This window comes from Bacillus sp. FJAT-14266, from assembly GCF_001719225.1.
Classification (GTDB): Bacteria; Bacillota; Bacilli; order Bacillales; family Bacillaceae; genus Bacillus; species Bacillus subtilis.
Genome location: NZ_CP017072.1, coordinates 1,563,290 through 1,587,741, shown reverse-complemented (window position 1 = coordinate 1,587,741; position 24,452 = coordinate 1,563,290). Strand labels below are relative to the sequence as shown.

The 24,452-nt window shown below is 44.8% G+C and carries 23 protein-coding genes, 1 other RNA gene and 1 other annotated feature; of the genes, 4 read left to right on the top strand and 20 right to left on the bottom strand.

Annotated features, from left to right (window positions below; translation table 11 throughout):
- Nucleotides 1-13: 13 nt before the first annotated feature.
- Complete coding sequence (cymR, locus tag BGM23_RS08185; RefSeq protein WP_003225879.1) at nt 14-430, bottom strand: cysteine metabolism transcriptional regulator CymR; 417 nt, start codon at nt 428-430, stop codon at nt 14-16.
- Nucleotides 431-632: 202 nt separating this feature from the next.
- Between cymR and BGM23_RS08180 the strand changes: the two genes are divergently transcribed.
- Nucleotides 633-1,898, top strand: a complete 1,266-nt coding sequence (locus BGM23_RS08180; protein WP_015714437.1) for a replication-associated recombination protein A — start codon at nt 633-635, stop codon at nt 1,896-1,898.
- A 39-nt stretch (nt 1,899-1,937) separates the two neighbouring features.
- Here BGM23_RS08180 and BGM23_RS08175 read toward each other — a convergent pair whose 3' ends face one another.
- From BGM23_RS08175 to BGM23_RS08155, 5 genes are all read right to left on the bottom strand, one after another.
- Nucleotides 1,938-2,702, bottom strand: coding sequence for a tRNA threonylcarbamoyladenosine dehydratase (locus BGM23_RS08175; RefSeq protein ID WP_014480428.1), 765 nt, complete (start codon nt 2,700-2,702; stop codon nt 1,938-1,940).
- A gap of 81 nt (nt 2,703-2,783) precedes the next feature.
- Nucleotides 2,784-2,976: non-coding RNA, 6S RNA (gene ssrS, locus BGM23_RS08170), on the bottom strand.
- A gap of 60 nt (nt 2,977-3,036) precedes the next feature.
- On the bottom strand, nt 3,037-4,815 hold the full coding sequence (gene aspS / locus BGM23_RS08165) for an aspartate--tRNA ligase (RefSeq protein ID WP_003229758.1): 1,779 nt from the start codon (nt 4,813-4,815) through the stop codon (nt 3,037-3,039).
- A gap of 13 nt (nt 4,816-4,828) precedes the next feature.
- Nucleotides 4,829-6,103, bottom strand: a complete 1,275-nt coding sequence (hisS, locus tag BGM23_RS08160) for a histidine--tRNA ligase (RefSeq protein ID WP_003229755.1) — start codon at nt 6,101-6,103, stop codon at nt 4,829-4,831.
- A gap of 89 nt (nt 6,104-6,192) precedes the next feature.
- Nucleotides 6,193-6,425 (bottom strand) — a binding site (T-box leader).
- Between the two features lie 59 nt (nt 6,426-6,484).
- On the bottom strand, nt 6,485-6,655 hold the full coding sequence (locus BGM23_RS08155) for a YrzK family protein (RefSeq protein ID WP_004399157.1): 171 nt from the start codon (nt 6,653-6,655) through the stop codon (nt 6,485-6,487).
- A gap of 132 nt (nt 6,656-6,787) precedes the next feature.
- On the opposite strand from BGM23_RS08155, the gene BGM23_RS08150 reads away from it, so the two are divergent.
- Entirely contained in the window at nt 6,788-8,344 is a 1,557-nt protein-coding gene (locus tag BGM23_RS08150; RefSeq protein WP_029727135.1) for an N-acetylmuramoyl-L-alanine amidase family protein, read from the top strand.
- Nucleotides 8,345-8,370: 26 nt separating this feature from the next.
- Here BGM23_RS08150 and dtd read toward each other — a convergent pair whose 3' ends face one another.
- The 8 genes from dtd to comN all read right to left on the bottom strand — a co-directional run bounded on the left by dtd (nt 8,371) and on the right by comN (nt 17,743).
- Entirely contained in the window at nt 8,371-8,811 is a 441-nt protein-coding gene (gene dtd / locus BGM23_RS08145; protein ID WP_004398689.1) for a D-aminoacyl-tRNA deacylase, read from the bottom strand.
- A gap of 12 nt (nt 8,812-8,823) precedes the next feature.
- Complete coding sequence (relA, locus tag BGM23_RS08140; RefSeq protein ID WP_003229747.1) at nt 8,824-11,028, bottom strand: GTP diphosphokinase; 2,205 nt, start codon at nt 11,026-11,028, stop codon at nt 8,824-8,826.
- Nucleotides 11,029-11,195: 167 nt separating this feature from the next.
- On the bottom strand, nt 11,196-11,708 hold the full coding sequence (locus tag BGM23_RS08135) for an adenine phosphoribosyltransferase (protein ID WP_029727134.1): 513 nt from the start codon (nt 11,706-11,708) through the stop codon (nt 11,196-11,198).
- Nucleotides 11,709-11,713: 5 nt separating this feature from the next.
- Nucleotides 11,714-14,074 (bottom strand): single-stranded-DNA-specific exonuclease RecJ, encoded by a 2,361-nt coding sequence (gene recJ / locus BGM23_RS08130; protein ID WP_029727133.1) that lies wholly within the window; start codon nt 14,072-14,074, stop codon nt 11,714-11,716.
- A 66-nt stretch (nt 14,075-14,140) separates the two neighbouring features.
- Nucleotides 14,141-14,464, bottom strand: a complete 324-nt coding sequence (locus BGM23_RS08125; protein ID WP_003229740.1) for a LapA family protein — start codon at nt 14,462-14,464, stop codon at nt 14,141-14,143.
- A 75-nt stretch (nt 14,465-14,539) separates the two neighbouring features.
- Nucleotides 14,540-15,037: a cation:proton antiporter regulatory subunit gene (locus BGM23_RS08120; protein WP_029727132.1), complete on the bottom strand. Its 498-nt coding sequence runs from the start codon at nt 15,035-15,037 to the stop codon at nt 14,540-14,542.
- A gap of 157 nt (nt 15,038-15,194) precedes the next feature.
- Nucleotides 15,195-17,408 carry a protein translocase subunit SecDF gene (gene secDF, locus BGM23_RS08115; protein WP_015714442.1) on the bottom strand — a complete coding sequence of 738 codons (2,214 nt, stop codon included), beginning with the start codon at nt 17,406-17,408 and terminating at the stop codon, nt 15,195-15,197.
- A 38-nt stretch (nt 17,409-17,446) separates the two neighbouring features.
- Nucleotides 17,447-17,743, bottom strand: a complete 297-nt coding sequence (comN, locus tag BGM23_RS08110) for a post-transcriptional regulator ComN (RefSeq protein ID WP_003229735.1) — start codon at nt 17,741-17,743, stop codon at nt 17,447-17,449.
- Nucleotides 17,744-17,858: 115 nt separating this feature from the next.
- On the opposite strand from comN, the gene spoVB reads away from it, so the two are divergent.
- Nucleotides 17,859-19,415, top strand: coding sequence for a stage V sporulation protein B (spoVB, locus tag BGM23_RS08105; RefSeq protein ID WP_003229733.1), 1,557 nt, complete (start codon nt 17,859-17,861; stop codon nt 19,413-19,415).
- 3 nt (nt 19,416-19,418) lie between these two features.
- Here the strand turns inward: spoVB and BGM23_RS08100 are convergent, their stop codons facing one another.
- Nucleotides 19,419-20,075: a DUF421 domain-containing protein gene (locus BGM23_RS08100; protein ID WP_015483509.1), complete on the bottom strand. Its 657-nt coding sequence runs from the start codon at nt 20,073-20,075 to the stop codon at nt 19,419-19,421.
- Between the two features lie 197 nt (nt 20,076-20,272).
- Between BGM23_RS08100 and BGM23_RS08095 the strand changes: the two genes are divergently transcribed.
- Entirely contained in the window at nt 20,273-20,662 is a 390-nt protein-coding gene (locus BGM23_RS08095) for a TIGR04086 family membrane protein (protein WP_029727131.1), read from the top strand.
- A gap of 56 nt (nt 20,663-20,718) precedes the next feature.
- Here the strand turns inward: BGM23_RS08095 and yajC are convergent, their stop codons facing one another.
- From yajC to ruvB, 5 genes are read right to left on the bottom strand one after another with little or no spacing between them, the layout of a single operon-like run.
- The gene (gene yajC / locus BGM23_RS08090) at nt 20,719-20,985 is read right to left on the bottom strand and encodes a preprotein translocase subunit YajC (RefSeq protein WP_004398708.1); all 267 of its coding nucleotides are present in this window, start codon (nt 20,983-20,985) and stop codon (nt 20,719-20,721) included.
- Between the two features lie 36 nt (nt 20,986-21,021).
- Nucleotides 21,022-22,167 (bottom strand): tRNA guanosine(34) transglycosylase Tgt, encoded by a 1,146-nt coding sequence (gene tgt, locus BGM23_RS08085; RefSeq protein ID WP_003229725.1) that lies wholly within the window; start codon nt 22,165-22,167, stop codon nt 21,022-21,024.
- Nucleotides 22,168-22,193: 26 nt separating this feature from the next.
- Complete coding sequence (queA, locus tag BGM23_RS08080) at nt 22,194-23,222, bottom strand: tRNA preQ1(34) S-adenosylmethionine ribosyltransferase-isomerase QueA (RefSeq protein ID WP_003229723.1); 1,029 nt, start codon at nt 23,220-23,222, stop codon at nt 22,194-22,196.
- A gap of 29 nt (nt 23,223-23,251) precedes the next feature.
- Nucleotides 23,252-23,452, bottom strand: coding sequence for a DUF2905 domain-containing protein (locus BGM23_RS08075; RefSeq protein ID WP_003222669.1), 201 nt, complete (start codon nt 23,450-23,452; stop codon nt 23,252-23,254).
- A complete protein-coding gene (gene ruvB / locus BGM23_RS08070) occupies nt 23,445-24,449 on the bottom strand; it encodes a Holliday junction branch migration DNA helicase RuvB (RefSeq protein WP_003229718.1) in 1,005 nt (334 codons plus the stop codon). The genes BGM23_RS08075 and ruvB overlap by 8 nt, the downstream gene beginning before the upstream one ends.
- Nucleotides 24,450-24,452: the final 3 nt, after the last annotated feature.

The window sequence follows — 24,452 nt, the reverse complement described above, 5'->3', positions numbered from 1 at the left end:
TTACACCTCTGATCTAAATATAGAACATATAAGCTTCTTGCTCTCCGTCTGTATAGCTGGCAAGATCCTCTAATGTTGTACTGTCTAAAACCTCTTTTACAGCATCCCGGATGCGAATCCAGAGCTCACGCTTGGCAGGCTCCTCATCTTCCAGCACTTCAACAGGGCTGATCGGCCCCTCAAGCACACGGATAATATCTCCCGCAGTAATGGCATCCGGCTCACTGCCTAATACATATCCGCCATATGCGCCTCTGATGCTTTTCACTAAACCGGCATTTCTGAGCGGCGATACCAGCTGCTCCAAATAATGCTCGGACAAATTATTCGTCTGTGCGATGCTTTTTAATGAAGTCGGGCCTTCACCGTGCTTTTTTGCAAGCTCGATCATAATGGTGAGCCCGTATCTTCCCTTAGTTGATATTTTCAACATGAACACCTCTGTTATTTCATGATTTTCCACATTTATAATGGTAATTTCTATATGTTTCGTCCGTTTATTATCTTATAGACCAACTGTTATTATAACATACCTTCAGCGAATTTTCATTGAGGCAGAAGGAAAGGGGCCTTTACCCTTTTCTAATGTACGGTTTTCCGTTACCCTGTAATTAAGTAAGGAGAGATGATAGATGAAGCCATTGGCATATCGGATGCGTCCGACAAAAATAGAGGATATTATCGGCCAGCAGCATCTGGTGGCTGAAGATAAAATTATTGGCAGAATGGTCCAGGCAAAACATTTGTCATCCATGATTTTGTACGGGCCGCCCGGAATTGGAAAAACATCAATCGCAACAGCAATCGCCGGTTCAACAAGTATTGCTTTTCGAAAGCTGAATGCTGTCATTAACAATAAAAAAGATATGGAAATCGTAGCTCAGGAAGCCAAGATGTCCGGCCAAGTGATTTTGATTCTGGATGAAGTCCACAGGCTGGATAAAGGAAAACAGGATTTTCTATTACCCTATTTAGAAAACGGAATGATCATTTTGATCGGAGCAACGACGGCTAACCCGTATCATGCCATTAATCCGGCGATCAGAAGCCGGACCCAGATTTTTGAGCTTGAACCGTTAACACCTGATCTGATTAAACAGGCACTGGAACGTGCGCTCCATGATGAGCATCGGGGCCTTGGCACCTATTCTGTATCCATTGATGATCAGGCGATGGAGCATTTTGCCCACGGATGCGGAGGAGATGTCCGCTCCGCTTTAAATGCGCTTGAGCTTGCCGTGTTGTCAACGAAGGAGTCAGCAGACGGTGAAATTCACATTACATTAGAAACCGCGGAAGAATGCTTGCAGAAAAAAAGCTTTTCTCACGATAAAGATGGTGACGCGCATTATGATGTACTGTCCGCTTTTCAAAAATCGATCCGCGGCTCTGATGCCAACGCTGCTCTTCACTATTTGGCTAGATTAATTGAAGCCGGTGATCTGGAGAGCATCGCAAGACGATTGCTTGTTATCGCCTATGAAGATATCGGTTTAGCAAGCCCGCAAGCCGGTCCTAGAGTGCTGAACGCTATTCAGACCGCTGAGCGAGTCGGGTTTCCTGAAGCGCGAATCCCGCTGGCCAACGCAGTTATTGAGCTTTGCCTCTCACCGAAATCAAACTCTGCCATTCTGGCAATCGATGAGGCCCTGGCAGATATCAGAGCCGGAAAAATTGGGGATGTCCCGAAGCATTTAAAAGACGCGCATTATAAAGGAGCTCAGGAATTAGGAAGAGGAATCGACTATAAATACCCGCACAATTACGACAACGGTTGGGTCGAACAACAATACCTCCCTGATCCTCTGAAAAATAAGCAATACTATAAGCCGAAACAGACAGGAAAATTCGAATCCGCCTTAAAGCAGGTGTACGATAAATTAATGAAAAGAAAATAAAACAAAAACAGCCTTGATCATCAAGGCTGTTTTTATGCATTATTTATCCTTCACACGTTTGATTTCAATGTCTTTCAAAAGATCCATGACAACATGTCCGCCCATAATCAAACCTGCAACTGACGGCACAAAAGCATTAGAGGAAGGCGGCATTTTTGCTTTACGGATTTTCGCTTCGTCATTCCCCACTTCTTTTCTGACATCTTCCCGAATGACAATCGGGCTTTCATCAGAGAAAATCACTTGAACGCCTTTTTTGATACCCTCCTTGCGTAATTTCGTACGGACGACCTTCGCAATTGGATCAGTGTGCGTTTTTGAGATATCAGCGATTTGGAAGCGTGTCGGATCCGTTTTATTTGCAGCACCCATGCTGGAGATGAGCGGAATATCCCGTTTCAGACATTCCTTCATTAAATGAATTTTATAACAAATGGTGTCTGACGCATCAATGACATAGTCAAGATCATAGTCAAAAAACTGCTCATACGTTTCCTCCGTATAGAACATTTTTAACGAGATTACTTCACACTCCGGGTTAATGTCTGCGATCCGCGCCTTCATTAAATCAACTTTCGGCTGTCCGACAGTTGAAAGCAGCGCGTGAAGCTGACGGTTTACATTTGTAATGTCGACATCATCTTTGTCGACAAGCAGAATGCGGCCGACGCCTGACCGCGCGAGAGCTTCCGCCGCGAACGACCCGACTCCTCCGACTCCAAGCACAGCAACTGTGCTGTTTTTCAGCGTTTCAAGGCCTTCTTTTCCGATAGCTAATTCATTGCGTGAAAACTGGTGTAACAAGAACCTCACTCCACATTCGTATTCTGGTTTCATCTATAAAATGGCTGATCCATGAGCAGCCGTTTTTCTGCGCACAAAAAATAAAGTCCCAATAGTGCCGTTGCAGCTTTCCTTTGTTTTGAACCCGCTCTCAGCAGGTGGGTGCCCTCTTTTAAATCTTGTAAGTCCTCTTTACCGAATGAAAAGAGGCATGTACGCCATTTAAAAATGCGGGCTCCCAAATCAAAAAAATGTTCGGTCAAAACTAGGTGTACAACTAACACATCAGGACTTTATTTAACTTGTCAAAATCATATCACAGACGATTTTGATTTTCAAGAATCCAACTGCACATTCAGTTCTTAACTTTTTTCTTGATAGAAAGATGAAGCTCGTCAAGCTGAGCGTCACTTACTTCTCCAGGCGCCTCTGTCATCAGGCAGCTTGCACTTGCCGTTTTCGGGAATGCAATCGTATCTCTCAGGTTCGTACGTCCTGCGAGAAGCATAACGAGACGGTCTAAGCCAAGTGCGATTCCGCCGTGCGGAGGAGCGCCGTATTCAAATGCTTCCAGCAGGAATCCGAACTGTTCAGCCGCTTCTTCTGGTGAGAAGCCGAGAAGCGCAAACATTTTTTCCTGAATATCCTTTTCGAAAATACGGATTGAACCGCCGCCAAGCTCATAGCCGTTTAAGACGAGGTCATAAGCTTGTGCTTTCATGTCTTCAGGCGCTGTTTCAATCAGCTCAAGGTCTTCCCGGACAGGCATTGTGAACGGATGGTGCGCTGCGTAAAAACGGCCTTCTTCCGGATCATGCTCTAATAGCGGCCAGTCGATGACCCATAAGAAATTGAACAATTTTTCGTCAATCAGTCCGCGTTCTTTCCCAAGCTTTAAGCGCAGGGCGCCGAGTGATGCGGCCACAACTTCGAATTGATCCGCTCCGAACAGCAGCAAATCACCTTCAGCAGCATCAAGTGCTTCAATCAGCTTAGACTGCTTTTCTTCATCAAAGAATTTAGCGATCGGGCCTTTCACTCCGTCTGCCTCAACCTTCACCCAGGCAAGCCCTTTTGCCCCGTAGTTTGCAGCAAAAGCGCCAAGAGCGTCGATGTCTTTTCTGGAGTAATCGCCGGCACCGCCTTTTACATTGATGGCTTTGACCACGCCGCCGTTTGCTACAGCTGATGAGAACACTTTAAATTCCGTATCCTTTACAATGTCAGACACATCCGTCAAAAGCATGTCAAAACGCGTATCCGGTTTATCAGACCCATACTTGTTCATTGCTTCGTCATACGTCATTCGAGGAAGAGGAAGCTGAAGTTCCTCACCTTTTGTTTCACGCATAACCTTTGCCATCATCTCCTCAGCCAATGACATAATGTCTTCCTGGCTCATAAAGGACATTTCAATATCAATTTGCGTAAACTCAGGCTGACGGTCCGCACGCAAGTCTTCATCGCGGAAACAGCGGGCAATTTGATAATATCGTTCAATGCCTGATACCATCAGAAGCTGTTTAAATAGCTGCGGAGACTGCGGCAGCGCGTAGAACTCACCTTCGTGCACACGGCTCGGCACCAAGTAGTCACGTGCGCCTTCAGGCGTGCTTCCTGTTAAAATCGGCGTTTCAATATCAAGAAACCCATTTTCATCTAAAAAGCTGCGAACAGCTTTCGTCACGTTATGGCGCAGCTGCATCGTCTGGAACATAGCCGGTCTGCGCAAATCTAAGTAACGGTGTTTTAAACGAACGTCCTCTGACACTTCTTCAGCTTGATCAGAAATCGCAAATGGAGGTGTCTTTGCAGCATTTAATACGTTCACTCCATCAGCATGTATTTCGATCGCGCCTGTTTTCAAATTCGGATTAACTGTTCCCTCTTCACGCGCCACCACTTTTCCTTGAATATCAAGCACGTATTCATTTCTGATGCCTTCCGCAATAGCAAGCGCTTCTTTTGACACATCAGGGTTAAAAACGACTTGAACAATGCCCGTACGGTCACGCAAGTCAATAAAAATCAATCCGCCGAGGTCTCGTCTTTTTTGGACCCAGCCTTTCAGCGTTACAGATTCGCCAATTGCTTTTTCAGTTATATCACCGCAATAATATGTTCTTCCAAACAATGCGTTTCACTCCTTATCCCTTTTGGTTTGCCTTCATCACATGTATAAATTCATCAAGTGCCACTTCAATCTGTTCGCCCGTCTGTGCATCCTTTACATTGATTTTGTTTTGGGCAAGCTCATCTTCACCCAAAATCGCAATAAATCTGGCCTTTAAGCGATCAGCTGTTTTAAACTGGCCTTTCATTTTCTTATTTTCATAATCGATTTCACTGGAAATGCCTGCTTCTCTCAGTTTGTACACCAATGAAACAGAATAATCCTTTGCTTTTTCGCCGAGTGTGACGATATAGCAGTCGATTCCCTTATCAACAGGCAGCTCTCTTTTTTCAGCATCAATTGCGGCAAGCAAGCGTTCGATGCTCATCGCAAATCCGATGCCCGGTGCTTCAGGTCCGCCGATCTGTTCGACAAGCCCGTCGTAGCGTCCGCCGCCGGCAAGTGTCGTAATCGCGCCAAAGCCCTCCGCATTGCTCATAATTTCAAATGCGGTGTGGTTGTAATAATCCAGCCCTCTCACAAGGTTCGGATCGATTTCATACGAAATGCCAAGATCATTTAAGTATTGTTTCACTTTTTCAAAATAAGCGGCTGATTCTTCATTTAAATATGTCAAAATCGAAGGTGCCGATTTCATCAGCTCATGATCACGGTCTTTTTTGCAGTCCAAAATTCTAAGCGGGTTCGTGTGCAGCCGGGACTGGCAGTCTGAACAAAATTCTTCGATGCGAGGCTCGAAGTGTTTCACGAGCGCTTCTCTGTAGCTTTTGCGGCTATCTTGATCGCCGAGACTGTTTATGACAAGCTTAACGTTTTCTAAACCTGCTTTTTCATAAATACTCATCGCAAGCGCCATTACTTCAGCGTCGATTGCAGGGTCTTTCGAACCAATCGCTTCAATTCCAAACTGATAAAACTGGCGGTAACGGCCCGTCTGAGGACGTTCATAACGGAACATCGGCCCGACATAATAAAGCTTTGTCGGCTGTACAGGATTTGCGAACAGCTTGTTTTCATTAAAAGCGCGAACCGCAGCAGCTGTTCCCTCCGGACGAAGCGTCAGGCTTCTGCCTTTGCGGTCCTCGAAGGTATACATTTCTTTTTGTACGATATCCGTTGATTCTCCGACGCCTCTGGCAAACAGTTCTGTATGCTCAAAGATCGGTGTGCGGATTTCTTTATATTGATAAGTGCGGCAAGTGTCTCTCATAATTTGTTCAACAAACTGCCAGCGATCTGATTCTCCAGGCAGAATATCCTGTGTTCCTCTCGGAATGTTATATCCCATAGGTAGACCTCCTTATGTATTCCTTATAAAATATCCAATGATCGTTAATGATGAAAATGAAAAAAACTCCCGCCCCTACTATACATGATAGTAGGGACGAGAGTTATACCCGTGGTGCCACCCTAGTTGGAATACGTTCATATTCCCGCTCGATCCTTTAACGCAGGTTCACGTTCACTGCCTAATGGCGTTATTCACGCGTTCAGCAGGAAACCTCCGGAGTGTTGTTTCGAGAAAGACGCAATGGGATCCGCTTTCAGCCTAGGGCGGGTTCCTCTCTAATCATGCAATCTGACCTACTCTTCTCCATTATTGGTTCGAATCTTTCATCATTTGCTATGTACTCAATTTCTATTATAATAATGGGATTGGGGTTCTCTGTCAAGCTTTATTCCGGTTGTTTTTCCTCAGCGCTGCTTCTTTGGACATAAGACCAAATTCAGATGCTGTTTCCGTAAGATAACCAGTCGTATCGGGATCTGCGTGATCGCTGTAATGCAGATTCGCTTCACCGTCGTGAAATGCACGTCCCATTTTTGGATGATATTTCATGATTTGCACACCTTTTTGATTGTATTTACGCTTAGTATAAACAAATCATTTTATTTTTATTTAAAAATCAGAAAGGACTTTACGATATTAAACAAGAATGCTTTTTTAATGATCATCAGAAAGGAGGACACAATGAACAAGAAATACTTTGTCCTTATTGTATGTATTATTTTCACCGCAGCGCTATTCCCGACCTTTTCATCCGTTACAGCTGCTCAAGGAGAAGCGGTCATCGCAACAGATGAAATGAACGTCAGAAGCGGCCCTGGGCTTAGCTACGGCATTACAGCGGAAGTAAAAAAGGGAGAACGCTATCCAATTTTAAAGGAAGATGGAGACTGGGTGCAGATACAGCTTGGTTCTGGAGAAAAGGGCTGGGTAGTCTCCTGGCTTATTACAAAGGAAGACCAGGCCAGCACAAGCTCCTCAGGAAGCAGTGACACTGTGACATCAACAGACCCCGATCTGCGGATGAGAAGCGGCCCGGGCACTTCCTACGAAGTCATCGGCAAATTCCCGCAAGGCAGCCAAGCATCTGTCATTGATAAAGATTCGGGCTGGATCAAGATATCCTATCACAGTGCCACCGGGTGGGTATCATCTGAATATGTCACATCAGGAGGCAGCAGTTCAGCGTCTGATGAGAGTGACCAAACCGAGGATTCGGGTGCGTCAACGACGGGCACAGTCGGTGTTTCTTCGCTAAATGTAAGAGCCTCCGCCTCACATGACGCGGCAATTATAACAAAACTTGATCGCGGAACGAAACTGACGGTTCTCAACGAGAAAAATGGCTGGGCTCACATTGAGGTGAACGGGCTAAAAGGCTGGGTTGCAAGCCATTACCTTTTGACTAGTTCTGTTCCAGCTGATGATTCAGCAAATGCCGGCAGTTCATCCTCCGCTAAAAAAGCCTATATCATGTACGGAGGAACGAATCTAAGAAGTGATGCGTCAACATCAGCTTCGATCGTTGAGCGCGCTGCCAAAGGAGATTCATACACCATTACCGGTTCAAAGGGAAGCTGGTATGAAATAAAGCTTGATAACGGGCAAACTGCTTATGTAGCCAATTGGGTGGTCCAAACGTCTAAAAGCGCAGAAGAAGCAGGTGAACCGCCAGTCTCTGATTCCCCGTCTGGAAACGGCTCTCTAAACAATAAAACGATTATTGTTGACCCGGGACATGGAGGAAAAGACAGCGGAACGATCGGGTATTCGGGGAAATTCGAGAAAAACCTGACGATCAAAACGGCAAAACTGCTCGCCAGCAAACTTAGATCGGCTGGAGCGGATGTATATGTGACACGCCAGGATGATACCTTTGTCAGCCTGCAGTCACGGGTCTCTACCTCTCACTACCGTAACGCTGACGCCTTTATCAGTATTCATTATGACAGCTATGCGGATACCTCTACTAGAGGCAGTACAGCATATTACTACAGTCCTGCCAAAGATCAGGAACTCGCATCAGATGTCCACTCAGAAGTGGTGAAGCGTTCTTCCATTCCAGACCGCGGCGTATTATTCGGAGATTATTATGTGCTCCGGGAAAACAGACAGCCCGCAATGCTGTATGAGCTGGGATATGTAAGCCATCCGCAGGAAGAAGCCATTGTACATAGCAATTCATACCAAGAAAAAGTAACAGATGGGATCGAAAGCGGATTAGAGAAATACTTCCAATAAAAAAAGCTGCCTTTTGGCAGCTTTTTTTATTTTGAATCCATAATGAGCGTGACCGGTCCGGAGTTTGTAAGCTGAACATCCATCATTGCTCCAAACGTTCCGGTCTCCACTTTGATTCCCTTTTCACGAAGCAGGTCATTCCATTTTTCATAAAGACCTAAAGCTTTATCGGGTTTGGCCGCGTTCATGTAGTTCGGCCGGCGCCCTTTTTTCGTATCTCCATAAAGCGTAAACTGTGAGACGGATAAAATCTCTCCTCCTATATCTACAAGAGACAGATTCATTTTTCCTTCACTGTCATCGAAAATACGGAGATTGACAACTTTATCGGCTAAATAAGCTGCATCATCTTCTGTATCATCATGAGTGATGCCGACCAGCACCATGAGGCCTTGTCCAATTTGGCCGACGACCTCTTCGTCCACTGTAACGCTTGCTTCTGTTACTCGCTGAACAACTAATCTCATTTTCTAACCCCTTTAGTTCATGACGCGGCGCACAGAATAGATATCTCTAATCTGTTTAATACGCTCGACGACTTTGTGCAAGTGATTGATATTCTGGATAAAAATCGCCATATGAATGGTTGCCACTTTATTGCGATCCGATTTGCCAGAGACAGATGAAATATTGGTTTTCGTTTCATTCACTGCCTGGAGTACCTCGTTCAGCAATCCGCGGCGATCATACCCAAGAATCTCTATCTCAACATTGTATTCCTTGCGCTTTTGAACCTGTGACTCATGTTCCCACTCTACCGGGATCAGCCGCTCTTGGGCTTCATTCGTTTTGACATTCGGACAGTCTTCGCGATGGACCGAAACCCCTCTGCCTTTTGTGATAAAGCCGACAATATCATCACCTGGCACAGGATTGCAGCATTTTGATAAACGGACAAGGAGGTTGTCGATGCCCTTGACACGAACGCCAGCTTCCCGTTTTCTTCCTTGCGGGTATGGCTTAGGTTCCCCAGTGACTTCCTGAACGATCTTTTCCTGTTCTTCCTGATCGCGCTGCTTTCTCTCTTTTTCTGTTAGGCGGTTCGCCACCTGCAGAGCCGTAATGCCGTTGTAACCGACCGCCGCGTACATATCCTCTTCATTTGAGAAATTAAATTTGTCAGCAACCTTTTGAATATTCTCCGGCGTTAAAACATCCTTCAATTCAAAATCCAAGTTTTTAATTTCTTTTTCGACCAGCTCACGGCCTTTTTCGACATTTTCTTCACGCCGCTGTTTCTTAAAGAATTGACGGATTTTATGCTTCGCTTGGGATGTTTGGGCAAGCTTCACCCAATCCTGGCTCGGGCCGTAGGAATGCTTAGAGGTGAGAATTTCAACGATATCACCTGTCCGAAGCTTATGGTCAAGCGTAACCATTTTTCCGTTTACTTTGGCACCGATTGTTTTATTGCCGATTTCAGAGTGAATCCGGTAAGAAAAATCAATCGGAACAGAACCGGACGGAAGCTCGATTACATCTCCTTTTGGCGTAAAGACATACACCATGTCAGAGAACAAATCAATTTTGAGCGATTCCATAAATTCTTCTGCATCTGTCGATTCATTTTGAAATTCTAAAATTTCACGGAACCAAGAAAGCTTTTTCTCAAAGGTTGCACCTTCATTGGCTGCTTTCCCTTCTTTATAAGCCCAGTGAGCCGCAACCCCGTATTCAGCTATTTCATGCATTTCAAAGGTGCGGATCTGCACTTCAAGCGGATCGCCTTTAGGCCCAATAACCGTTGTATGAAGCGATTGATACATATTCGGCTTCGGCATTGCGATATAATCTTTGAATCTGCCGGGCATCGGTTTCCAGCATGTATGAATGATGCCAAGCACCGCGTAGCAGTCCTTTATGCTATTCACAAGAATACGGACAGCCAACAAATCGTAAATTTCATTGAATTGCTTATTTTGCAGCACCATTTTTCGATAAATGCTGTAAATATGTTTCGGACGTCCCGAGAAGTCAGCCTTGATATTTACTTCTTCGACACGTTTCTTCACTTCATTGACAACCTCATCAACATAAAGCTCACGTTCTGCGCGTTTCTTCTTCATGAGGTTGACAATTCTGTAATATTGCTGAGGGTTCAAATAACGGAGCGCCGTATCTTCCAATTCCCACTTAATTTTTGAAATCCCGAGACGATGCGCCAAAGGAGCAAAAATTTCCAGCGTTTCATTGGAGATTCTCCGCTGTTTTTCCTGAGGCAGATGTTTCAGTGTCCGCATATTGTGAAGACGATCCGCCAGCTTGATCAATATGACCCTGATATCTTGAGCCATAGCGACAAACATTTTGCGATGATTTTCCGCCTGCTGTTCCTCTTGAGATTTATATTTAATTTTGCCGAGTTTCGTTACGCCGTCTACAAGCATTGCCACTTCTTCGGAAAATGCTTCTTTCAGGTCATCGAGCGTCACATCTGTATCTTCCACGACATCGTGCAAAAATCCGCCCGCGATTGTGGAAGGGTCCATTTCAAGATCAACGAGTATCCCCGCAACCTGAATCGGATGAATAATATATGGCTCGCCCGATTTGCGGTATTGCTCGCGATGAGCATCTTCAGCGTACAGATATGCTTTTTCGACAAATGCGATATGCTCATCAGATAGATAGCTGCGCGCTTTATCTATAACTTGCTCGGCAGTCAATACTTGTTCGTTCGCCATGGAATCACCTTTTTTAAAATGTAAACTGTATTGTAGTTTATTATCAAGAAAAAAACGAAAGATGTAAAGAGCAGAAGTTCAAATAGCCAAATATTATATAAAATAAATGCAAAACAATAGGAAAAAAGCACCCTGACATGGAGTGCTTTTTCGTTATGCGGTTATCCTTAGTATTTCATCAATGTTAAGATGTCGTAATTTTCCAGCTTATCTCTGCCGTCAAGGTAAGAAAGCTCGATTAAGAAAGCGATACCAGCAACAACGCCGCCAAGTTCTTCAACAAGTTTGATTGTCGCTTCAATTGTGCCGCCTGTCGCAAGCAGGTCATCTGTAATAAGCACACGCTGACCAGGCTTAATCGCATCTTTGTGGATCGTTAATACGTCTTTTCCGTATTCCAAGCCATAATCCACTTTGATTACTTCACGAGGCAACTTGCCTTCTTTGCGGACCGGCGCAAAACCTACGCCAAGCGCGTAAGCAACGGGACAGCCGATGATAAAGCCGCGCGCTTCAGGGCCAACGACCAAATCAATTTGCTTTTCTTTCGCATATTCAACAATTTGATCTGTGGCATAGCGGTATACATCGCCTTTATCCATCAGTGTCGTAATATCTTTAAATTGCACGCCCTCTTTCGGGTAATCCGGTACAATTGTTACGTATTGTTTTAAATCCATCTGTTTTATGTCCTCCTCGTACTTTCATAAGCCTCTGAATCTTGTTTCATCAGCTTATTCAGCCATTCCTTCAGCTCTTCAGCAGAAGAATAATTCAGCTTTTGATCCAGTTCCATCAGCTGCTGTTTCGCCTGATATGTTTGTGAGTCTGTTAAGTCGCGTTTCTTTGCTCCGCTCACAACAGACAGCACACCATTCTCTATTTTAACAAAACCGAGATCAAAAAACACCTTTGTCATGAAATTGATTGTTTCAACGGACCAGCCTTTATGTTTTGCAAGCTCTGAACCGTGTTTTTTCACGTCAAAAGCGCCTCTTTTCAGCAAGAACGCATAATACCATTTAAAGTGGTCTCTTGCGGGAAAAGTTGATAAAAAGTGGTCCTCATGATTGAGAAAAATAAAATATATCCGCTCGGGCGCCTTTCCTTCCAGCAAACGTGCGAGCATGTCCAGCGAAGGCGGCGGATCCAGTAATACAATATATGCACCATCGAGGTCAAACGCCTTTGCTTGATCTTTAGAACTGATGACGTGCACTTCTCGGCGAAGGTCTTCAGTTTGAAGTAATGTTGTTGAGTCTTCTTTGAAAGAGACAATGGCCCGTTTAGCAGATGGAAGGGCGGAAACTGTGTCTTCCCACGTCCGTTTTCCCCTTAAATCAAACAGCTGCCATTCAGAAACAGCGGCATCCTTTATCATAAGCTGCGGCTTTTTTCGATTGTTCCATTCGTTGATTGACATCTCACCGACAATGGAAATTCTTGAACCCGGTACGATGCCTTCTTCAAGCTCGCCTTTATTAAAACCGACGCAATCAAGCTGGGACGACTCGTTTCTGATCGTCATTTTGACATGAGTTTTATTTGCCCCTATCTTGCGGACATCTTCCAGTACTGCGTTTTCTACGAGAACGTGCGGTTTCGGGTTCAGCATGCCAAAAGGAGACAGCATGTTCATTTCTGCGATGCTTTCAACTGTAATGTCTTCGACGCCGCAGACAAGGTCGACTTCCTGTACGGGAATAAAATCCTCTTCCGTAAGCGTATTGTCCGCTATTTCATTCAGCCTGCTTCGCAAATCCGGCACATCTTCGGCTTTCAGCGTCATCCCCGCAGCCATTGGATGGCCGCCGAAATGAGGAAGAATATCTCTGCATTCAGAAAGGCTCTCAAATAAATTAAATCCTCTGATGCTTCGGGCCGAACCTTTAGCGATTCCCTTTTCTTCATCAATACCAAGAACAATGGCCGGTCGGTAGAAACGGTCCACAAGCTTTGAAGCCACAATCCCGACGACTCCCGGGTTCCATCCGGCTTTGGCCACGACAATTGCAGTTTGATCGAGCCCTTGCTGTTCAACCATGTCAATCGCTTCATCCGTCATTTTGCTGACCATTTTTTGGCGCTCTTTGTTCAGCTGGTCAATTTCTGCGGCAAGCTCTTCCGCTTCAAACGAATCCTCTGACATAAGCAAATGAACAGCGGGATCCGCCTGTTCGATTCTTCCGACGGCATTCAGCCTTGGTGCGAGCTGAAATCCGACTGTTTCTTCGTTCGCTTCTCCGATGTCTCCGCCTGACAGCTTAATCAGCTCTTTTAAGCCGAGCCGATTTGTCCGTCGAAGCCTTTCAAGTCCTAGTGTTGCTATTAATCTGTTTTCGTCATGCAGCGGGACTAGATCGGCAATGGTGCCGATAGCCGCCAGGTCAAGCAGTTCATCAGGAAGTTCACCCAATAAAGCGTGGGCAAGCTTAAACGCGACTCCAACCCCGGCAAGCTCTTTAAACGGGTAAGTGCAGCCAGGCTGCTTCGGGTGGACGATCGCACGGACATCCGGAAGCTCCGGTCCCGGTTCATGATGATCGGTAATGATGACATCCAGTCCGAGTTCCTTTGCCACCTTCGCTTCATGCACAGCGGCAATTCCTGTATCAACCGTAATGATCAAAGAGAAGCCCCGTTCTTTAATCGAACGAAACGCCTGTTCATTAGGTCCATATCCTTCTTTAAAACGGTCAGGTATATAAAAATCAACTTGAGCCGACAGTTTTTGCAGCGTGTGAAGCATCACTGACGTACTTGTAACCCCATCGGCGTCATAATCGCCATATATCATAATCTTTTCTTGTTGTGAAATCGCCTGTTTTATTCGATCTGCCGCTTCTTTCATGCCTTTCATTTCAAAAGGATCATAAAAATCGGCATCCTTTGTATGTAAAAACAGCCTAGCGCTTTCTGCCGTATCAAAGCCTCTTTTTACAAGCAGGGACGCAACAAGAGGTGTTATATGCAATTGTTCTGTGAGTGATTTGACCTTATCCTGATCTGGTCGCTGGATTTCCCATCGCATTTTTGACGCTAACATAAATTCACCCCTCAACCACCCTATTATACTAGAGCAGGCTGAGGGGTTTCAAATAATATTCGAAAACTAGTCTTTTTTCTCAATCATGGCTGATGCATCCTGTGTGTCAGTCTGATCAGCAAGATGAGTATCCTCTTGTTTATGTATTGCTGTTCTATTTTCTTTCCGCAAGGTTTTTATTTCCCGCTTCAATTTCATTACCTGAAAAATGCCGACAGAAAATACGATCAGTGCTCCCATTAAAACTGAGCCCAAAATAACAAGAATGAGCGGCCATTCTGATCTTCCAAACAGGTAATCAACTTCTACGGATCGAACATTAATGACTGCGAAAATAGCGACAATTAAGGTGAAAATAAGTGCGAAAATAATGGTCCATTGTTTATTCATTCTCTTTTCCCCCAAACTTCTTATTGAGGTAACTTTCCCCATCAAGACTGGTTTTAAACATGGCTTAACACTAGGTTAAGTTCCCTTTTCTGTTAATTTTTCCCGGATCAGCCTCTTCAGTCCGGTTCCCTCACCGGAAATCACAAGTGTATCGCCTTCGTCAATGACTGTTTCAGAGCTCGGATTCAGTTGTTTATCCTGATTCTTTTTAACAATTGCAATGACCGTCACATGATATTCCTGACCCACATTCAAATCACCAATCGTCTGATGAATGGCAGGCGCTCCCGCCTCTGCTTTACACCACTCTATAATCAAATCATCAAGGGCTGACTCGACCTGTTCTAATGCTTTCGGTTTATATGCCATTCCGCCAAGAATTGCAGACATTTGCCTTGCTTCAGCGTCATCAAACTGCACGGAGGCAACACATTCCTCATGGTCGTTTTGGTCAAAATAGTAAAGCTCTCTCCGTCCGTCATGATGAATGATAATTGAAATTTTATCACGGTTTCTAGTAATCATTTCAACTTTTTGTCCTATGCCCGGCAGCTCTGATTCGCGAACCCTCATATATAAACCCTCCTACATATCTGAAAACCAGTCATAAACACTTTTAACACCATATATATGTTTAAATGTAAGCGTATGTCATTATAGCAAATGTCTATTTTAAGTTCAATGAAACTTCAAAAAACAGGCTGCCCTGCAGAGGACAGCCTGCTATTTTTTATTGCGCCGAATCTTTTTTCAGTTCTCTTCCTTTCCATGCAAGCCAAATTTGTGCGGCAATGTATAGAGAAGAATAAACGCCTGTTAACAGCCCGACCAATAAAGCAATTGAGAAGTTAGTAATAGAAGATGCTCCAAAGATCAGCAATGTCACAACGACAATCACAACAGTTAATACAGTGTTAATTGAACGTGTAAAGGTTTGCTGCAGGCTCAGGTTTACAATATGGTTCAGATCGGCAAATGTTTTCGGCTTACGCTTTTTCATATGCTCGCGGACCCTGTCAAATGTAACGATTGTATCGTTAATGGAATACCCGATTATCGTCAAGATGGCCGCGATGAACGTAACATCTACCTCAAGCCTTGTAATACTGAAGAACGTGACGATAAAGAATGCGTCATATAGCAATGAGGCGATGGCAGCAATCGCCATTTTGTATTCGAATCGGATTGAAACGTAAATAATGATGCCAATAGAAGCTATAGCAACTGCGTACAGCGCATTTCTTGCCAGCTCCTTACCGACTGTCGGTGAAACTGTGCTGACATTTGGCTCTGATCCGTATTTGTCTTTAAAATACGTTTTTACTTTTGCTATGGTTTCTTTATCTGGCACCCCGACAAAACGGGCAACACCGATATTGCTCTTTTCGCCTGACAGAACGACAGTATCAGGGTCCATACCAAGAGATTCAAAGTCCTTTTCAACTTGCTCTGTCGTCAGCTTATGGTCGCTTTGTACTTCAATCCGTGCACCGCTTGCAAAGTCAATGCCAAGATTCAGCCTGAACACAAGCAGGATAATAATCCCGGCAACCGTGACTGCACTGGAGAAAATAAAGAAGTATTTGCGTTTGCTCGTGAAATCCCATTTTTGGAATGGCGTATGCGGCTCTGTATTTTCATCCGTATCCTGAATATCCATGATATGTTTCTTATTGACACCAAACCAGCCTTTTTTCCGATCAAGCCATCTGCTTTCCACAAGGAGAGCGAGGAGAAATCTCGATAAGAAAACGGCAGTGATAAAGCTTGTCAAAATCGATAGGATCAGCATTGTCGCAAACCCTTTAACAGAGCTTGTCCCAAAGATAAAGAGCACAACCGCTGCAATAATGGTTGTAATATTCGCATCAAAAATCGTCGCAAATGACCGTCTGTTTCCTGAACGGAAGGCAGAGCGGACTGACTTTCCTAGCTTGAGCTCTTCTTTAATCCGCTCATAGGTAATAATGTTGGCGTCAACAGCCATCCCGACACCTAAAATGAGAGCGGCAATTCCCGGAAGCGTGAGTACGGCATTCATCCAGTCAAAGATCTGGAGTGTAATGTAGATATAAACAGATAGCGTAATCACCGCGATTAACCCCGGCAGACGGTAATAGAAAAGCATAAATAAGAAAATAATTGCGATACCGACAATACCGGCAAACACCGTATCATGGAGAGCCTGCTGGCCGAATTGTGCGCCTACTGATGTCGAATATTTTTCAGTCAGTTTCACAGGAAGTGCGCCTGCGTTTAAAATGCTGGCTAAATCTTTTGCTTCTTGAACCGTAAATTGCCCTTCAATTGTAACGTCAGTTGTGTTTAATTCCTGACTTACATTTGGGGCGGATACATATTTAGGGTGCTCTTTTTGAACCTCTTTTTTAAAGGAGTCCCCTTTTTCGTAATCCATCCAAATAACAAGCTGGTTGTTTGGCGCCATTTTCATGACCTTTTTGGTCACTTCGCCGAATTTATCAGCATCTTTCAGTTTAATGCTGACAATCGGTTCATTTGTTTTGGCGTCGTACGTTTGTTTAGCTCCGTTTTCGACGAGGTCAGAGCCATTCAGCAATTCTTTGTCATTCGTATCTCTGAAAGAAAGCTGCGCTTCAGTCGCCAAAATTTCACGCGCTCTGTTTTGGTTTGTCACACCAGCGAGCTGAACGCGAATCCGGTTATTCCCTTCAATTTGGATGTTCGGTTCGCTGACACCGAGAACATTGGCCCGGCGGTTCAATGCCTCTACTGTGCTGACCAGAACATCTTTTGTGATTTTGTCACCTTTTTTTACAGGCTGTACATCATACAGCACCTCAAATCCGCCTTGCAAATCCAATCCTAACGTAATATTGTTAGCGGCAGGCTTCGTAAAGTAGCCCAAGCCCGTGCCGATCAATAGAACGAAAAGGAAAAACGCAATCAAGCGTCCTTTTTTCATTATGTATATCCTCCCTTAAACCTGTGCGAATCAACCTGCTATCTCAGCAGTTCTTCCAATGCTTCCTGGCCCTCTTCACTGCCCAGCCAATTAGACGTTTTAAATGACTCAACGGTTGCATAGTTCATAAATTCGCCAATTTTCACTGATAAAATATCACTCGCCAGTTCATAAATGTTCAGTTCCGTTTTCTTTTTCCACTTCTTATCTGTTAAGTATGACCACAAACTTTCGAGTTCAACATCATCATACCCGAGAATCTTAAACTCTTCCAGTTTGCTGTAAAGAAACGGCCTGACGTGGTCTTTATATAGATCGGCTGGATGCTTCTCCACGAATTCCACGCTCCTTTTTTATTGTTTTTCAAGAAGACTTGTCATGCTTGGACGATATATACGCATATCTTTATTGTATATGATTCCAGGTAGTTTGAGAAGGCAGGGGGTAAAAATGGCGAAACAGACGTTTTTAAAGGGCACTCTTATCCTTATCGCAGCAGGAATGGTTACAAGAATGCTCGGGTTTGTCAACCGGGTGGTTATCGCCCGTTTTATCGGTGAAGAAGGAGTCGGGCTTTACATGATGGCGGCGCCTACCTTCTTCTTGGCCACTACATTAACTCAATTCGGTCTGCCGGTCGCGATCAGCAAGCTAGTCGCTGAAGCTAGTGCGCGCGGAGATCATCAAAAAACGAAAAATATTTTAGTCATGTCTCTGACCATCACGGGAGTGCTCAGCCTCATCTTTACACCGCTGTTTCTGTTTTTCGCCCCCGTTATGGCTGAAACGATGCTGACAGATAAGCGAACACTGTATCCACTCCTGGCCATTACGCCGGTAGTGCCGATTATTGCTATATCGAGTGTGCTGAGGGGATACTTTCAAGGAAAACAGAATATGAACCCGCTTGCTATGTCACAAGTCCTTGAACAGGTCGTCCGCATTTCACTCGTGGCTGTCTGCACAACGATTTTTCTCCCTTACGGAATTGAATATGCTGCAGCGGGGGCAATGCTATCCTCAGTGGCAGGGGAGCTGGCATCACTTCTTTATTTATTCGTTTGCTTTAAGTATAAAAAGACAATTAAAATCAGAAAGCATTTTTTCCAGTCAATTAAAAACGGAAAACAAACCTTTACCCAATTAATGAGCGTGTCCCTTCCAACAACCGGGAGCCGCTTTATCGGAAACCTCTCTTGGTTTTTCGAGCCAATTGTCGTCGCTCAAAGCCTTGCCATCGCCGGTGTGGCAACAGTTGCCGCAACAAAGCAATACGGGGAACTGACCGGCTTTGCCATGACGCTGCTGACTCTGCCCAGCTTTATTACATATTCTTTGTCGACCGCGCTTGTTCCTGCGATCAGTGAAGGAATGGAGCAGAAAAAATTGCAGGTGGTGGAATACCGCTTGGAACAGGCGATGCGTCTCTGTCTGCTCAGCGGAGGCATTTCAGTTGTTATTTTATTTGTATTTGCGGATGAGCTGATGAGAGTGATGTACGGTTCTTCAGGCGCAGCTGTATTTATAAAAGTGATGGCCCCGTTTTTTCTGCTTTATTATTTTCAAGGCCCGCTTCAAGCTGTTCTGCAGGCGCTTAATTTGGCAGGAGCTGCGATGATGAACAGCTTAATCGGAGCGCTAGTCAAAACAGGCCTTATTTTTGTCCTTGCCACAAGGCCTTCTCTTGGCATTATGGGCGCGGCATTAGCCATTGTGACAGGCATGGTGCTCGTCACGCTATTGCACGCAGCAACCGTAAGCAAAGTGCTGCCGATCAGCATCAAAATCAAGGAGTACGCGCTCAGCTTCGCTGTTATTGTAATTTGCGGATTCATCAGCTCCGCCATCAAACAATATATAAGCTTTGGAGCATCTGAGGCTGTCAATCTAGCCGGATGGATTGCGGCGAGCGCCGCCATTTATATGATCCTCCTGCTCGTTTTCCGTTTAATTAAAAAAGATGAGCTTCGCCGCATTCCCATTATCGGACGTCTAATCGTCCGATAACGGTTACGGGCGGTGCCCATCTTTTTCATCAATAAATAATTCTCCGTCTGTAAACGAGCAAAAAGAAATATCTGAAGGGTTTGTGTATCCGTGTTTTTGCAAACTTTCGAGCAGCCATTTTTTATCTTTACTGATTCTGGACAGGTTTTCTGTTTGAATGAAGCCGTCTATAATGAGCGGCATTTCGAGCTGTCGATGCTCTCCGCTGTTTTCTTTCTTAACAATAGTCAGTTTGCCCGACGGCTCTAAAATAGCAAATGATACGTCAGCTACTCTGTCGATGCTATTTTCTCTGAGCTGAACCATTAAATCATCAAAATTATAACGCTGTGATTTCATGGCGTCTTCGTCAATTTTTCCATATTTGATAATTATGGTCGGCTTACCGTCAAGAAGCTGGCGGACTTTTCGGTTTTTTAAAGAAAAGTATGCCAAAGTCACTTGAATGATCATTAATACAAGCATTGGCAAAATGGTATGAAATAGATGATCGTCTACGTTTTCTATGGCTAAAACGGCAATTTCAGCCATCATGATAAAGACAACGAGATCTAATATACTAAGCTCTCCGATCTCCCGCTTGCCCATGAGACGAAAAATGATCAATATCACAAAATACAATACGACTGTGCGAAACGCAATAGTGAGAAGCTCTTCCATCATGCACCTCCAACTCATTATAGGTTGCAACAAAATGATCAATTTATGTAAGAAAAACCGATTGCATTTCACAAAGCTTTTACGTCTAATTCATGGGATAAGGGAATACATTTTTACAAAGACGAGCCATCAGCATGTCTGACGGCTTTGTGCAAAAAGAACAGAAGCCTTTTAATACAGGCAGAAAGGAGACAATCATGGAGGAGACGAAACAAGTTGGAAAAGGCATTCTTTACGGCTTAATCGCCATATTTGCAGCCATGCTCCTGACAAGTTTGGCGGTTTCACTTTTATTGACCGCAACCTCGCTGGAAGAATCATCATTTAACTGGCTGATCACAGCTATCTCATTTCTCTCTTTATTTATCGGCGGGTTCATTTCAGGCGGGAAAGGCAAGGAAAGAGGCTGGATGATTGGAGCATTGACTGCCATAAGTTTTTCTCTGATTATCTTATTGTTTCAGTATTTAGGATTCGGAAAGACATTTACAGCAGAACAGCTGATCTTCCATCTGGGATTTTTAGGGGTGTGCATGCTGGGCGGAATTTTCGGCGTGAACATGAGGGGAAACAGGTCTTCCACATAAAAAAGAGCGGGCTCACTTGCCCGCTCTTTTTTGTTTGCTATGTATAGCTCCTGCTGTTATTCAGCAGCAGAAACTTCTCTGATCGCGCGGCGGTCGAACGTAAGACGTGTGTTATCACCAGTCTTAATTACGACTTTGCTTTCGTCGATAGAGTCAACAGTACCGTGCAATCCCCCGATTGTCACTACTGAATCGCCTTTTTTCAGTTCCTCTTGCATTTGGCGTACAGCCTTTTGCTGCTTTTGCTGAGGACGAATCAGCAAGAAGTAAAGGACCGCAAACATTAAAATAATAGGAACCAATGTACCTAAAGTGCCAGTCATCATTTTCACCCCTTTCTGTAAGCCTGTTATGTTTATTTAGAAGCTTTTCGCATTTGGCTTGTTATAGCCGTAACGCTCAAAGAACTCTTCTCTGAAATCACCCAGACGATCCTCGCGAATAGCCTGTCTTACCTGCTCCATTAAGTGTAACAGAAAATGAAGGTTATGGTAAGTTGTTAATCGAAGGCCGAATGTTTCATTGCAGCGAATCAAGTGCCTAATGTACGCGCGAGTGTAGTTTTTACATGTATAGCAATCACACTCTTCATCAATCGGACGGAAGTCTCTTTCAAATTTCGCATTTTTCATATTGAGTCGTCCTTCAGCAGTAAACACTGTGCCGTTTCTTGCAATCCGTGTAGGCAGCACACAGTCAAACATATCGACCCCGCGGATCGCTCCGTCGATCAGTGCGTCCGGAGAACCTACTCCCATCAGATATCTCGGTTTATCCTTCGGCAAGAGCGGTGTTGTGAATTCGAGTACACGGTTCATGACATCCTTCGGTTCACCTACAGACAATCCGCCTATAGCATATCCCGGAAAATCAAGCGAAATCAAGTCCTTCGCACTTTGTGTCCGCAGATCTTCATATTCTCCGCCTTGTACAATACCAAACAGCCCTTGTTCATCCTGACGATTGTGGGCATTCAGGCAGCGTTCCGCCCAACGGCTTGTCCGTTCAACTGACCTCTTCATGTAGTCGTACTCCGCCGGGTATGGCGGGCATTCGTCAAACGCCATCATAATATCAGAGCCGAGTGCGTTTTGGATCTCCATCGCTTTTTCCGGAGATAAAAACAGCTTGTCTCCATTTAGATGATTGCGGAAATGGACACCCTCTTCCTCTATATTACGAAACTTGCTTAAAGAAAAGACCTGAAAACCGCCTGAATCTGTTAAAATTGCGCGGTCCCAGTTCATAAATTTATGGAGCCCGCCCGCTTCTTTGACAATGTCTTGGCCCGGACGAAGCCATAGATGATAAGTGTTGCTCAAAATGATGCCTGCATCCATTGCTTTCAGCTCTTCAGGCGACATTGTTTTGACTGTCGCCAGTGTGCCGACCGGCATAAAAACCGGCGTTTCGAAGGAGCCGTGAGGCGTATGCACTTTGCCCAGCCGCGCTCCTGTTTGTTTGCATTCTTTTATAAATTCATAGCGTATTGGTTGTTCAGCCACTTTTGATGAGGCCTCCTGTTCTCAAATTATATAATCAGCATCGCGTCTCCGAAGCTGAAGAAACGGTATTCCTCTTCCACTGCATGGTTATAGGCACGCAGAATGTTTTCTCTTCCAGCAAGCGCGCTGACCAGCATAATCAATGACGATTTCGGCAAATGGAAGTTTGTAATCATTCCGTCAATGGCTTTAAATTCATAGCCCGGATAAATAAAAATAGATGTCCAGCCGCTTGATGCTTTAAATTGCCCGTCATGTTCTCCGGCAATCGTCTCAAGCGTGCGTGTCGAGGTCGTGCCGACAGAAATGATCCGACCGCCATTTTCTCTTACTTTGTTTAAGGCTGCAGCCGTTTCTTCTGACATTTGATAAAACTCTGCATGCATATTATGCTCTTCCACTTCATCGGCACTCACAGGGCGAAACGTTCCAAGGCCTACGTGCAGTGTGATGAACTCAATTTGCACGCCTTTGTCTTTCAGCTGCTGTAAGATTTCTTCCGTGAAGTGAAGGCCAGCTGTAGGCGCAGCAGCAGAGCCGATTTCTTTTGAATACACTGTCTGGTAGCGCTCTTTGTCATCAAGCTGTTCTTTGATATATGGAGGGAGCGGCATCTCTCCAAGGGATTCAAGCACCTCGTAGAAAATACCGTCATATTGAAATTCCATCTTTCTGCCGCCGTGCTCAAGCTCTTCCGTGCAGATTGCCTTCAATCTTCCGTCTCCAAATGTGACAACAGTTCCTTTTTTCACCCGTTTCGCCGGTTTGGCAAGTGTTTCCCATTTATCACCGGTTTCCTGTTTCAACAAAAGAAGTTCCACTTTCGCGCCGGTATCCTCTTTTGTGCCGAATAACCGCGCAGGCAGTACCCGGGTATTGTTCAGGACTAGACAATCGCCTTCGTTAAAGAAGCTGATAATGTGTTTAAACGAGCTGTCAGTAAGCTCTCCTGTATGTTTATCGAGCACCATCAGCCTTGAAGCATCACGCTGCTCCAACGGTACTTGTGCAATTAAACGTTCTGGTAGTTCAAAATCAAATAAATCGACTTTCATGATGATTTCACCTTTATTCTAGTCTTTTGTTATTTCATTCTGCCAAAAAGATTAAGCAAAATTGATAATACCACACTTATAATAATACAAGTGACAACCGGGAAGAAAAACGTGACATTTCCTTTTTTTACAAAAATATCTCCCGGCATCTTGCCGACAAAATGCAAAACTGCTCCGATAATAAGCAAAACAGCACCAAGAATCATAATGATCTTAGGAAATTCAGTCATATCGGGGAGCCTCCATTTGGAAATGATGATAAACGGCCGGTGTCACGATCCTTCCACGCGGCGTTCTTTGTATAAATCCAATTTGCAGCAGATATGGTTCATATACGTCTTCAATCGTATGCGATTCCTCGCCGATGGTAGCTGAAATCGTATCAAGGCCTACTGGGCCGCCGTTGAATTTTTCGATCATGCCCATCAGCAGCTTATGATCAATATGATCCAAACCGAGACGGTCAACCTGAAGCCGCTCCAGCGCATTCTGAGAAATGTCTTCCGTAATCCTGCTGTCACCCAGCACTTGGGCAAAATCGCGCACCCTTCTCAGCAGGCGGTTCGCCACGCGGGGCGTCCCTCTCGATCTTCTTGCAATTTCAAGAGCCGACGGTTTATCAATCTCAACCTCGAATACATCAGCGGTTCTTGTGACAATATCCGCCAGTTCTTCTTGTGTATAGTACTCAAGGCGAGACATTACGCCGAATCTGTCTCTTAAAGGAGCCGTCAAAAGCCCCACCCTCGTCGTGGCTCCCACCAGCGTAAAAGGCGGAAGGTCGAGCCGAACCGAGCGGGCAGATGGGCCTTTGCCAATCACAATGTCCAGGCAAAAGTCTTCCATTGCAGGATAAAGCACCTCTTCGATCGATCTGTGCAGCCTATGTATTTCATCAATAAATAATACATCTCCCGGTTCCAGCGCCGTTAATATAGCAGCCAAATCACCAGGCCTTTCAATCGCAGGCCCTGAGGTCGTCCGCAATTCCACTCCCATTTCATTAGCAACAATCGAAGCAAGCGTTGTTTTTCCGAGTCCGGGCGGCCCGTACAGAAGAACATGATCCAGCGTCTCCTGTCTCATTTTCGCCGCATCTATAAACACGCGTAAATTTTCTTTTACCTTATGCTGCCCGATATACTGTGCCAGGTTTTGCGGCCTCAGGCTTTGCTCTATCACTGATTCATGGTTGTCTGCTTCACTTGAGACGAGCCGTTCATCCATGAA